General features: G+C 35.5%; 12 protein-coding genes. 4 read left to right on the forward strand and 8 right to left on the reverse strand.

Features of this window, described 5'->3' with window-relative positions; all coding sequences use genetic code 11:
• Positions 1-258: 258 nt before the first annotated feature.
• Together OZD67_RS02860 and OZD67_RS02865 are read left to right on the forward strand one after the other, a co-directional pair.
• Positions 259-1,605 (forward strand): IS110 family RNA-guided transposase, encoded by a 1,347-nt coding sequence (locus OZD67_RS02860; RefSeq protein WP_182184072.1) that lies wholly within the window; start codon positions 259-261, stop codon positions 1,603-1,605.
• A gap of 112 nt (positions 1,606-1,717) precedes the next feature.
• A complete protein-coding gene (locus OZD67_RS02865) occupies positions 1,718-2,683 on the forward strand; it encodes an RluA family pseudouridine synthase (RefSeq protein ID WP_182184114.1) in 966 nt (321 codons plus the stop codon).
• A 29-nt stretch (positions 2,684-2,712) separates the two neighbouring features.
• Here OZD67_RS02865 and OZD67_RS02870 read toward each other — a convergent pair whose 3' ends face one another.
• Both OZD67_RS02870 and OZD67_RS02875 read right to left on the reverse strand, forming a co-directional pair.
• Positions 2,713-3,531, reverse strand: a complete 819-nt coding sequence (locus tag OZD67_RS02870; protein WP_259346674.1) for an EndoU domain-containing protein — start codon at positions 3,529-3,531, stop codon at positions 2,713-2,715.
• Positions 3,532-3,580: 49 nt separating this feature from the next.
• Positions 3,581-4,780: a phosphoglycerate kinase gene (locus OZD67_RS02875; RefSeq protein WP_182183742.1), complete on the reverse strand. Its 1,200-nt coding sequence runs from the start codon at positions 4,778-4,780 to the stop codon at positions 3,581-3,583.
• Positions 4,781-5,075: 295 nt separating this feature from the next.
• Here OZD67_RS02875 and lepB point away from each other — a divergent pair, with 295 nt between their 5' ends.
• The gene (lepB, locus tag OZD67_RS02880) at positions 5,076-5,822 is read left to right on the forward strand and encodes a signal peptidase I (protein WP_182183744.1); all 747 of its coding nucleotides are present in this window, start codon (positions 5,076-5,078) and stop codon (positions 5,820-5,822) included.
• A 7-nt stretch (positions 5,823-5,829) separates the two neighbouring features.
• On the opposite strand, the gene hscA is transcribed toward lepB, so the two are convergent.
• The 4 genes from hscA to iscU are packed head-to-tail and all read right to left on the reverse strand — an operon-like array spanning position 5,830 to position 8,823.
• The gene (hscA, locus tag OZD67_RS02885) at positions 5,830-7,578 is read right to left on the reverse strand and encodes a Fe-S protein assembly chaperone HscA (protein WP_182183746.1); all 1,749 of its coding nucleotides are present in this window, start codon (positions 7,576-7,578) and stop codon (positions 5,830-5,832) included.
• Positions 7,556-8,014, reverse strand: a complete 459-nt coding sequence (locus tag OZD67_RS02890) for an iron-sulfur cluster co-chaperone HscB C-terminal domain-containing protein (RefSeq protein WP_164224977.1) — start codon at positions 8,012-8,014, stop codon at positions 7,556-7,558. The genes hscA and OZD67_RS02890 overlap by 23 nt, the downstream gene beginning before the upstream one ends.
• Positions 8,007-8,420 (reverse strand): HesB/IscA family protein, encoded by a 414-nt coding sequence (locus OZD67_RS02895; protein WP_182183748.1) that lies wholly within the window; start codon positions 8,418-8,420, stop codon positions 8,007-8,009. Before OZD67_RS02895 ends, OZD67_RS02890 begins: the two co-directional genes overlap by 8 nt.
• A gap of 10 nt (positions 8,421-8,430) precedes the next feature.
• Complete coding sequence (iscU, locus tag OZD67_RS02900) at positions 8,431-8,823, reverse strand: Fe-S cluster assembly scaffold IscU (RefSeq protein WP_182183750.1); 393 nt, start codon at positions 8,821-8,823, stop codon at positions 8,431-8,433.
• A 192-nt stretch (positions 8,824-9,015) separates the two neighbouring features.
• Here iscU and ftsY point away from each other — a divergent pair, with 192 nt between their 5' ends.
• Complete coding sequence (gene ftsY / locus OZD67_RS02905; RefSeq protein ID WP_182183751.1) at positions 9,016-9,927, forward strand: signal recognition particle-docking protein FtsY; 912 nt, start codon at positions 9,016-9,018, stop codon at positions 9,925-9,927.
• Here ftsY and radA read toward each other — a convergent pair.
• Positions 9,914-11,257 carry a DNA repair protein RadA gene (radA, locus tag OZD67_RS02910; RefSeq protein WP_182184116.1) on the reverse strand — a complete coding sequence of 448 codons (1,344 nt, stop codon included), beginning with the start codon at positions 11,255-11,257 and terminating at the stop codon, positions 9,914-9,916. The genes ftsY and radA overlap by 14 nt on opposite strands.
• A 358-nt stretch (positions 11,258-11,615) precedes the next feature.
• On the reverse strand, positions 11,616-11,847 hold a 232-nt coding region (locus OZD67_RS02915), incomplete at its 5' end, for an IS3 family transposase (protein WP_274999630.1).

Raw genomic sequence — 11,847 nt, forward strand, 5'->3', positions numbered from 1 at the left:
AACAAGGAAAAATCTTGTTAAACCTGAAAGAAACTATTTTATCCAGTGCTATAACAATTTTTAAATATAATTTATTAAGAAGTATTTTTGCAGTTATAACCGGACGCTCAATGGTGCTAGAGTGCCCGTTTGGGAGCATGGTTTTGGAGGAACGGTTAAACCACTGATGGAGTCTATTACGACTACCTCGATTAGAAGATTGTATAATCTAACCGTCCCAAGCTTAAATACTTCTTCATTATAAGTTATAGGAGGTCAATTACAATGACAAAAAGTAAATTAGAGGTAATGAATCCTGATGCAGCAGGGATAGATGTTGGTTCGGCTGTACATTATGTATGTATACCCGAGAGAAGAGATGAGCAACGTGTTCAAAAATTTGGCTGCTTCACTGAAGACCTTCATAATTTAGCAAGGTGGTTAAAAAAGTGTAAAGTTACAACCGTAGCGATGGAATCAACTGGTGTATATTGGATTCCTTTGTTTCAAATACTGGAATCTTACGGTTTTGAAGTTAAGTTGGTAAATGCGCGACATGTAAAAAATGTACCTGGGAGAAAGTCAGATGTTCAGGACTGTCAGTGGTTACAACAACTACATAGTTATGGATTACTCCAAGGGTCATTTAGGCCAGATAGCCAGATATGTGTATTGCGTAGTTACGTGCGACAACGTAAGAACCTCACTGAAAGTGCATCTACACATGTTCTGCGTATGCAGAAGGCATTAATTCAAATGAATATACAACTGCATAGAGTTATAAGAGATATAACAGGAGTAACTGGTATGAAAATTATCAAGGCTATAATTAAAGGCGAAAGAGATTCTGGGAAATTGGCTCAATTCAGGGATGCACGAATAAAAAATGATCAGTCTACTATAGCAAAAGCGTTAGCTGGCGATTATAGAGAGGAACATGTATTCACGCTAAAGCAAGAATTTGAACTATATAATATTTATCAAGAAAAAATAGCAGAATGTGATAGAAATATTGAGGTCTATTACAAAACGTTTGAAACAAAATCTAACGAAAGTAAACAGTTGAGTAAGGAAAAGAATAAGCACAGAAAAAGTAAGCCTGACTTTGCTTTGCACGAGGAACTGCACCGAATAACTGGTATGGATTTTACTAAAGTTCCAGGGCTTGATATACTAAGTATACAGACTATAATTTCAGAAACTGGTATAAACCATAATAAATGGTCAACAGAAAAACACTTTTCATCGTGGTTAGGACTCAGCCCTGCCAATAAAATTACAGGAGAAAAAGTGTTTAGCACAAGAACGCGTAAAGTCATTAATCGTGCTGCGAATGCATTTCGAATGGCTGCTAATTCTGTAGGAAATAGTAAAAGTTCATTGGGTGCATACTACAGGAGATTAAAAAAACGATTAGGAGCACCAAAAGCAATAACAGCTACTGCAAGAAAAATAGCATGCATATTTTATAGTATGCTCAAATACGGACAAGAATATGTAGAAAAAGGAATGGAATACTATGAAACACGATATAAGGAGAGAGCTGTAAAAAATTTGATCAAAAAGGCACGAGAATTTGGCTATACTTTAGTGCAACAAGAGGAGCTAGTTAAGGAAGTTTCTTAGAAGATGGCTCTCAAACAACTTGCCATATTAAAAAACAAGGTGATCTTCCTAGTACAAAAGTTGATTTCGTAAATCAAAATATTCAAGCAGCATGGGAAATGGCGCGGGGTAAATCACTATAGATCACTCAGTAATAACCTTAAGTGTTAATAATGATAAAGAGAAATTAAGGTTAGACACCTATATAGCTGAAAAATGCAACATATCACGCAGTAAAGCTCAAAGATTGATACAAAATGAGCAAGTGAAATTACTTGGCACACCGATAATTAATAATGACTACATAGTAAAACCAGATGAAGAGTATGTGGTGCATCTAGTTCAACCTGACATATCCACATCAATTGAGCCTAATTATGACATAAAACTTGATATCGTCTATGAAGATGATGACATTATAGTTCTGAGTAAACAGAGTGGATTAACAGTGCACCCTGGTGCTGGGACAAACAATGATACACTCTTGAACGCAGTTATCGCTCACCTTGATGTAAGACCAGGAATTGTTCATAGACTCGATAAAGATACTAGTGGACTTATGGTAATTGCAAAAAATGAGGAAGCCCATAGTTTCTTGTCTGAATTGTTATCAAATCGTAAAGTAAAGCGGGAATACTTAGCAGTAGTTTGGGGAACATTATCTTCCCAGCAGGGAACTATAGAAACTAACATTGCTCCAAAGCGTGGTAATAAAGAAATGATGTGTGTTACAAAAACAACCGGAAAATTAGCAATCACTCATTACTCAGTAGAGAAAGTTATAGGACAAGCAAGCTTGGTTAAATGCACTTTAGAAACAGGTAGAACGCACCAAATTCGAGTCCACATGAGCCACATAGGACATTCTATAGTTGGTGATCAAGTTTACGGAAAAAATAGTAGTAAAAGCACAAAATATGCTAAAAACTCTAGTTTTATTCTTAATTTCAATAGGCAAGCACTACATGCTTATAAATTAGGATTATACCACCCAAAAAGTAAGGAATACATGGAATTTGTCTCTGATTTACCGCAAGATATAAAAACTTTAATTGGTGAGTTTGAAAATATACCTAAGAAAGGTTTACCTGATTTTTGAAGTATAAAATCAACTTATTGGTTTTGAAATTAAGATTTATTGCAACTACAATTAGTACTCTTATCATCACATTTTGGTGTTAAGTCAGGATAGAACGTGAGTATAGCATCATTCTTTCTTATAAATACTGATTGATAATTGTCATCTTCCATTTTATATAGGCATATTCCATCTTTTCCTAATTCCTTAAACGCCTTATTTGCAGAAATTAAAATATCATCGGCATGAAGATTATATGCATATCCATTTGGGCATTTAACTTTCACTTTCCCATCCTTACCTAAATATTTCATTCCAAATGTATAAACTGGTGGCTTAATATCTGATTTATTGCATAGGGACTTATCATTCCAAATTGCATCTGCCCATTTATCTTCTTGAGCTTCAACATATCTACCTACAAAATGCATACCACCTAATTTATCGTTTGGCTCACCACAAAAAATATGTCCAAACCCTATAGTTTCTTTTTCATTTCCACTATTTGTAAACCAAATGTTAGCCAGTTCATCTTTAAATAACTCCAAATCCGCATCTGGTGTGACAATTTGATGATCAAGCTTATCATATATTCCTTTCACTACTTCTTGATGCTGCGGACAATCAAGTAAAACTTTGAAATCTTCTTTATCTGGATGTGCTCCCCAATCTCCACAAACTTTCAACACTCCTCTATCGAAGTCAGTTAATTCTGGAAACGGTGGTATATAACCTGGTTGTGAACTGAAAAATGGTTCAAAATTATTTTCTTCCACATAGCCGGCGTGAAAATAATGATCCTTAATATAAAAAACAAATCCTATTATTGGTATTATTAAACACAAAATTAGTTTAACTGTCTTCGACATAATCATGTTCACAAAAAAGCTAGCTTATAAGAAACAATTTAAAAAAGTTTTAATTGTTGAGTGCATTTTGCAGAGCAGCAACTCCCGGCATTTTATCGCTGCTTAACCAATCTAAAAATGCTCCTCCACCAGTGGAAACATATGTAAAATCCTTATCGGTAAGGCCTGCAGCACTTATTGCAGATAGACTATCGCCTCCCCCTATTACACTAGTTAATTTTCCTTTGTGCGTTAAGTCACTTACGACTTTCATTATCCCTATTGTACCACTTGCAAAAGCTGAATGTTCAAAAACACCAATAGGTCCATTCCACAGCAGAGCCTTACTGCTTGCTATTATACTGCTTATTGTACTCAAAGTTTGTGGTCCGATATCCAAAATTATATCACCGTCCAAAATGGACTCAGTTCTTCTTGAAATACTAGTGCTGTAATCAGAGTTTACTGCAACCAGAACGTCTTCTGGCACAACTATTTTGCAATTGTTTTTATTTGCTGTTTCAATAATATTATGTAGAAGGTCGTCAACACCATTTTGAAAGAAAGATTTCCCTATATTTACTTTGCTAAATGACAAAAAATTATTAGCAATTGCACCTCCGAGAACTAGGTAATCAACCTTTTCTGTTAGCTTTATAAGCATTTTTATCTTAGTTGACATTTTGGCTCCCCCAACTATCGCAGTAATAGGTTTAGCTTTAAACGATACAGCTTTTTCAAGATACTTTAGCTCATCTTGCAAGCAAAATCCTGCATAGGAAGGTAAAAATTCTGTAATGCGCGAAATAGAAGCGTGAGCTCTGTGAGAGCAAGAAAATGCATCATTTACATATATATCCGCTAGAGATGCTAGTTGTTTGGCAAAATTTGAGTCACTTTGCTCTTCCTCTTTATAAAATCTTAGATTCTCTAGTAATATTATATCTCTTGCATCCATAACACTCACTGCTTTTTGCACTTTTTCGCCAACGCAATCATCAATGAATTTCACTTTTTTATTTAGTAACTGCGATAAAGTGTCAATTACATTTTTTAGCGACAGATTGTTGTCTCTGGCCTTTGGGCGTCCGAAATGCGATATAATAATAATCTTTGCATTTGCATTCACTAAATACTCAATAGTAGGCAATGCTCTCAAAATACGAGTGACGTCACGAATTTCTCCATCTTTTATAGGAACATTGAAGTCAACTCTGAGTAAGACGGTTTTATTGTGAAGATCACAATTTTCTATACTAGGTATATTCATTGTAAAACTAAAGCTATAAAGCCACTATACAGCAGTTTGACCCAAAGTAAAGTTTTAAGTTTACGAACGTTTAAGGAAATTTGCATCCAGATGGTGTCAGCTACTTTCATCTGCCACTGCAAATTGCAATGTTCGTACAGTTATGTGTCACGCTACTTGGATGACGCCGTTGAAAGAAATGAACCGCCTTTTCAAAATTGTTTTGAATAGAGGAATAACACTCACAAGTAAAATTTCATATTACCATTTTTTAATTTATGTATTATAATAAGCTTAATCTATAAGAAAAACAAAGTTGGAAGAACTAAGCAAAAACTGGGTGATAAGAACGGGAAGATTTTTATCTTCATTGTTTTTTTTACTGTTGATTGCGCTATCAATACGTAGTTTTTTATTCGAGCCATTTCATATACCTTCTGGTTCAATGAAAAGCACCCTACTTGAAGGGGACTACATTTTTGCTAGTAAATATTCATACGGTTACAGTAAACACTCACTTCCATTTTCTCCAAACATTTTTAGCGGCAGGATTTTTTATACCCCTCCAAAGCGTGGCGACATAGTAGTTTTCAAACCCACAAGAAATGACAGCATCAGGTTTGTTAAGCGAGTAGTAGGAACACCAGGTGACAAAGTGCAAATGATAGAGGGAGAATTATACCTAAATGATCAGAAAGTAGAACGAAGGCAAATTGAAAGTTTTGTTGATTATGAGTCAAATCGTAACATACCAAGATATATAGAAACGCTTTTAAGTGGCAAGGAACATGAGATTTTGATAGATAACGTCTCCAATAAGCTATCATATAATACTCCAGTTTATTATGTGCCTAACGATCAATTTTTTGTTATGGGAGACAATAGAAATAGTTCTTTGGATAGCAGGTTTCCTGAAATTGGTTTTGTACCAATGGAAAATATCATTGGGCGTGTAAGCATAGTTGGTTTATCATTTAAATTAGGAAAGGTCGATTGGTCACCATTTAATTTCAGACTACCTGTTGCCCTGAGATTAAATAGAGTATTGCACAAGGTTGTGTAAGCTTTTTCTACTTATTTGTTAATTCACACAACTCTAAAGAAGAATTTTCTAACTCGGCGATAGCGTTGTTAATTTCATTCAAGTCATTGCCTTGTAAAGCGTTTTTTGCGTTTTTTAATAGGTTTTTCAACTTTTGATCAGTGGAAACATTTTCAACTAGATGTATGAGCTTGTTACCGTTAATTTTAGCCTCTGCAAGGGAACGAGCCTTCATATCTTCATCAAAGCTGTTTATTGACTGGTTAACCATATTTTGAACATCAGCTTCACTCAAGCCAAAATTTGAATTTACTTCAACTGTCTGCTCAATTCCAGTAGCTTTTTCTCTTGCAGTAACAGTCAAGATTCCGTCAACATTAACTGTAAATTCTATTTCAATTCTTGCAGAACCTGCAGGCAGTGGCGGTATACCTTTTAGTTCAAACTGCGCTAGAGATTTGTTATCCTCTATCATTTCACGTTCTCCCTGACAAACGTGAATTTTCATTGCTGGTTGCCCATCAACATAAGTTGTAAACTCTTTTATCTCTGAAACTGGCAGTGGCGTATTTCTTGGTATGATTTTTTCAACTATGCCTCCCATAGTTTCTATACCAAGTGATAAGGGTAGAACATCAAGGAGAACAGAATGAGCCTGCAAAGCTGCTCCAATGACCACTGCTTTATCTGGATCTGCGTCACTTAGTACTTTATTTCCAAAGAGCTTGACTAGTGAATTTTGAACCAATGGTGTTCTAGTTGCACCACCAACTAAAATTACTCCTTTTGTATCATCAATTTTAAGATCTATATCGTTTACAGTACGAGTGACTATATTGATAGTCCTATTAACTAAAGGACTTATTGCCTGTTCAAATTCTTCTCTGGTGATTTCACATTCAAACGGCTTGCCGTTAATGTTAAAGCCAAAAGTGCCTGATGCATTTTCACTTAAGTATTCTTTCGCGGTACGGATATTGCAGGTTCCAGCGTTATGTGTTGGAATGACATTAAGGTGTGTTGTCGACTCCTTGTTTAAACCTACTTTTTCTCTGTACTTATCAAGTACAATTGAACTTAGTAGGTGATCAAAATCATCACCGCCGAGTTTGGTATCACCACCAACCGCAAGGACTTGAAACACTCCTTGATGTAATTTCAATATTGAAATATCAAATGTTCCTCCACCAAGGTCATAAACTGCATATATTCCACTGTTATTGTTCTTTTCAATGGAATAAGAAAGCGCTGCAGCGGTTGACTCGTTAACGAGGCGAAGAACTTCTATGCCAGCTAATTTTGCTGCATATTTAGTTGCGTTACGTGCTGAATCTCCAAAGTAAGCTGGCACAGTAATTACTGCTTTTTTCACTTTTATCCCTGTGGATTTTTTTACCCTCTCGCATAAAGCTTTTAATATCTCAGCAGAAATCTCAACAGGAGTAAGATACTTCTCCTCTGAGCATTTTACTCTAATAACTTTTTCACTTTCGTTATCTATTTCAAAATTGAGGCCTTCTTTATTTAATTCTTCAACACTTTCACCCATTAAACGCTTTATTGAGTAGATTGCATTTTGACCAACGTCACAGCCAGTTTTCAATGTATTATTTTCATACGAAATAACAGAAGGCAGTAGCTCTCTTCCCTGCTCATCTTTAAATATCTCCACGTTGCCAGCTTTATTTACCATGGCAATTAAAGAATTGGTGGTACCAAGATCTATACCAAAAACTACTTCACTTGAATTTGGTTCAGAAATTTGAATTGGTTGCATTTTTCTTCACCTCCTCAAATGACTTATATAAATATTTCAATCTTAAGACTTGTGTAGCAGCTCCATCAAAATTCTTTACAGCAAAAGTGTTAATTAGGTTTTTAACGCAATCTTTTATTTTTTCATCAACCATCCTACTTGCAAATTGTAGATCATCGCAGTCCAGCAAATATTCTCTTATTTCCATTGATTCATTTAATATTTCAGAATTTGGATGATCCTTTGGGCTTTCCACACCAAAAAGATTCAACAAATGCTTGGCACGTTCTAGTGGTGACTTTAGCACTTGATAAGCCTTGTTAATATTAATTATATTTTTAGATTGTCCTTCGTTTATATCAGTCCTGCTTAGCTCAATATATTTTTTCTCTAACTCATCAAAGCTGATATTGAAAGTTGGTTCAATTTCAAACAATGTAAAATAGCTGCTAGACATGAAAACTCTCTCCACAACCACACTTTCCTTTTTCATTGGGATTTTTGAAAACAAAACCCGATGAAAATTTTTCTTCTACATAATCCATTTCAGAGCCAAGAATAAACATGACGGATTTTGGATCGATCAACACTTTAACTTTTTGGTCATCACTGCAGCTTTCCTCAATTATCGACTCTAAAGGACGAGTATCATACGCATATTCAATATCATATTTTAAACCAGAACATCCTTTTTGTTTAATTAGCACTCTTATTCCTATCGCTTCTTCCGGTTTCTCAAGGTTAGTATGCTTCTTTTGGTCCAATAAATACCTTATTCTCTCCACTGCATTTGCAGTTATAGTGATAAGCTTTTTATTCTTTTTTACAGTTTCACCTCCGCCTACTTCTTGATATTCACTCATGCTTTAGTTCTCAATGTCCACCTTTACTTTGTTTGCTTTGATAATCATGAATAGCAGCCTTTATAGCATCTTCAGCAAGCACCGAGCAGTGTATCTTCACTGGAGGTAAAGACAACTCTTCCACTATTTGAGTATTCTTTATCTGTGTCACATCTTCAATAGCTTTTCCTTTAATCATCTCTGTTAACAAAGAACTTGAAGCAATGGCAGAACCGCAACCAAAAGTTTTAAATTTTGCATCTTCAATAACACCTTTGTCATTGACCTTTATCTGCAATTTCATTACATCACCGCACGATGGTGCACCAACTAAACCAGTACCAACATTTGGATCATTTTTATCCAGAGAGCCAACATTCCTTGGATTTTCGTAATGATCTAAAGTTTTCTCATTATAACTCATAAAATTACCTATAAACTACTGCCTTATATTATAACATATTTAGGTTAAAAACTAAAGTAAAATACACTAGCAAACGGTATATTTTACTCACAAAATACCCGCAAAGTGAGTGCATTTTACTTTACAAATACATATAGTGCGTGTCATTCTCTATATTGTAATTAAGTTTATGATCTAAAAAGGAGTATTCCCTTGAGTTTATTTGGTAATCTTTATAAAGGCTTGTTGAAAACTTCTTCGCGCTTTAGCGATGGAGTAAAGAGTATTTTTTCTGGCAAAAAAAAATTAGATCAGTCGCTTTTAGATGAGCTAGAAGAATTGCTAATTAGCATGGATATTGGTCATAAAACTTCCAAGTTGATTATTGACAGGCTCACAAGCATCAAGTTTGACAAGGAGGTTGAACATAACATTATCACACAGCAGTTAATGAACGAAATAGAAGCTATATTAAACCCTGTCGTGCAACCGTTAATTTTAAATAAAAAACCACATATAATAATGGTATGTGGAGTAAACGGTAACGGTAAAACCACAACTATAGGTAAGCTCGCATATAAATATAAGGAGATGGGAAAATCCGTTATGCTTGTTGCGTGTGACACATTTAGAGCTGCTGCTAGTGAGCAGTTAAATATTTGGGCAGAACGCTCTGGTTGTTCTATCGTTACTGGAGAGTACGGTAGCGACTCTGCAAGTGTGGCATATAGGGCTGTAAGTCAAGCTATAAAAGATAACGTTGATGTTGTTCTAATTGACACAGCAGGAAGGCTGCAAAATAATGTGAACCTTATGGAGGAATTATCAAAAATATATAGAACGATAAAGAAATTGGATGACACTGCCCCTCATGATGTTATTTTAGTTCTTGACGCAACTACCGGCCAAAATGCTTATAGCCAATTAGAGGCATTTAGTAAGATGGTTAGTGTTACAGGGTTAATTATAACAAAGTTAGATGGCACTGCTAAAGGCGGAGTGGTAATTGGCCTTGCAGAAGCTTATAAGGTAAAGTTACATGCTATAGGAATTGGCGAGAGTATGGAGGACTTAAAGGAGTTTACTAGTAAAGAGTTTGCTGAAGCATTATTTAATTGTAATTAAAAATTTCTCTTAATTCCCTTACGTGACCAAGCTTAATTATCTCAATATCATGAGAAGAGTAATTACCATTTTTAGGCATAATTGCTTTTTTGAATCCTAACTTTTGTGCTTCTTTTAGTCTGAGATCAGCATGCGAGACATTCCTAATTTCTCCTGAAAGTGCAACTTCACCGCAGATTATTGAGGAAGTTGGCAGCGGTAAATTTACTACACTTGAAATAAGGGAAGCAGCAACAGCAAGATCAGCCGATGGCTCCTGTATTTTGAGTCCCCCTGCAATGTTTAGGTACACTTCTTTATCATGCAAAAACATTTTACAACGAGCATTTAGCACCGCAATGATCATAGCCAATCGATTAATATCCCACCCAACTACTGCCCTTCTTGGGGTTGCCATATTAGTCCCTGCTATTAATGCTTGCACTTCCATTAAAATTGGTCTTGAACCTTCAATTCCTGCAAATACAGCGCTACCAACTACTTCTCTGTCATGAGCCATCAGAAACAATGATGATGGGTTATCAATAGGCACTAGTCCTGCTTCAGACATCTCAAAAACACCAATTTCATTTGCAGGGCCAAATCTATTTTTAATAGTACGCAAAATGCGATATTGATTGCTATTTTCACCTTCAAAATATAATACCGTATCCACCATATGCTCCAAAGTTTTAGGTCCAGCTATTTGTCCATCCTTAGTTATATGACCAACTATTAAAAGAGAAATACCATATTGTTTCGCAAGAATGGTTAATTCATGAGCGCAAGTACGAACCTGGGTTACAGTGCCTGGTGCTGATGTAATTCTGCTATCATACATTGTTTGTATAGAGTCAATTACTAAAAATTTAATACTTTTATTTTCCTTTATCGTTGCTACTACATCAGTTAAAGACACTGTAGATAAAAGCTTAATTTTAGGTTCATTTATCTCAAGACGCTTTGCTCTGAGGCTCACTTGCTCTAAAGATTCCTCGCCAGATACATAAAGACATTCAAAGGAGGAAAGTTGCACAACATTAGCTGCAATTCTAAGCAACAGGGTAGATTTTCCAATTCCAGGTTCACCACCAATCAAAATGCTAGCACCTTGAACGATACCTCCACCAAAAACTCTATCTAATTCTTCTATTCCTGTTAGAAAACGACTTGGAGTGATAATTTCGCTACCCGATAACGTCTTTATTAAAATTGGCGCAGATATACTCTTTTTGCCCGTTTTTACTGCTATTTCTTCAACAACTGTATCCCAATTGTCACACGCAATACACTTCCCTACCCACCTACCAGTGCTATGACCACAGGATTGACATACATATACAGTTTTCATCAGAGCCAAAATTATTTTGTTATAATTGTAATAAAAACTAGCTGAATAGGCGAAGTAAATCTAAACACTGAGTCTCACAAATATTTTGGTGCGAAGATAATTGTCATAAGTTGTGCTATTTAAATTCATGCACAATAATTGCACGAACGCTTCCCTCTAGGATCCAAGTAGCCCCTTTTTTGTCATCCGAGTAGCTTGACTACTTGGATCCAGGAAACTTAACTCTACACCAAGTAAATGTACAATAAGAACTAGATTCCAGACTGGAATGACACCCTACTTAACCGTCATACCGCGATTCATTCGCGGTACTGTGACCTTACCCAGAAAAAGTAGAGAGGAAGTTAAGACGTTTTTGTCATGAAAATGATGCATCAAATTGTTCAGGGATGCAATAGTTAATAGTAGAATGACGTCGTTGTTTATTATAAAAAATTTCAATGTATTCAAATATGGCAGTTCTAGATTGTTGAGCAGAGTGTTGTGAAGGATCAATAAGTAGCTCTCTTTTGAGTGAGCTGAAAAAGCTTTCTGCAGGTGAGTTATCATAACAACAACCCTTATGACTCATGCTAGAGATAATATTTTTT

Source organism: Wolbachia endosymbiont of Drosophila nikananu (assembly GCF_028981865.1).
In the GTDB taxonomy this organism is placed as follows: domain Bacteria; phylum Pseudomonadota; class Alphaproteobacteria; order Rickettsiales; family Anaplasmataceae; genus Wolbachia; species Wolbachia pipientis_B.

Bases quoted from the DNA above. Each gene is read 5' to 3' on its own strand.
- OZD67_RS02870 (WP_259346674.1), bottom strand. From the start codon at position 3,531: ATGTCGAAGACAGTTAAACTAATTTTGTGTTTAATAATACCAATAATA.
- OZD67_RS02875 (WP_182183742.1), bottom strand. From the start codon at position 4,780: ATGAATATACCTAGTATAGAAAATTGTGATCTTCACAATAAAACCGTC.
- hscA (WP_182183746.1), bottom strand. From the start codon at position 7,578: ATGCAACCAATTCAAATTTCTGAACCAAATTCAAGTGAAGTAGTTTTT.
- OZD67_RS02890 (WP_164224977.1), bottom strand. From the start codon at position 8,014: ATGTCTAGCAGCTATTTTACATTGTTTGAAATTGAACCAACTTTCAAT.
- OZD67_RS02895 (WP_182183748.1), bottom strand. From the start codon at position 8,420: ATGAGTGAATATCAAGAAGTAGGCGGAGGTGAAACTGTAAAAAAGAAT.
- iscU (WP_182183750.1), bottom strand. From the start codon at position 8,823: ATGAGTTATAATGAGAAAACTTTAGATCATTACGAAAATCCAAGGAAT.
- radA (WP_182184116.1), bottom strand. From the start codon at position 11,257: ATGAAAACTGTATATGTATGTCAATCCTGTGGTCATAGCACTGGTAGG.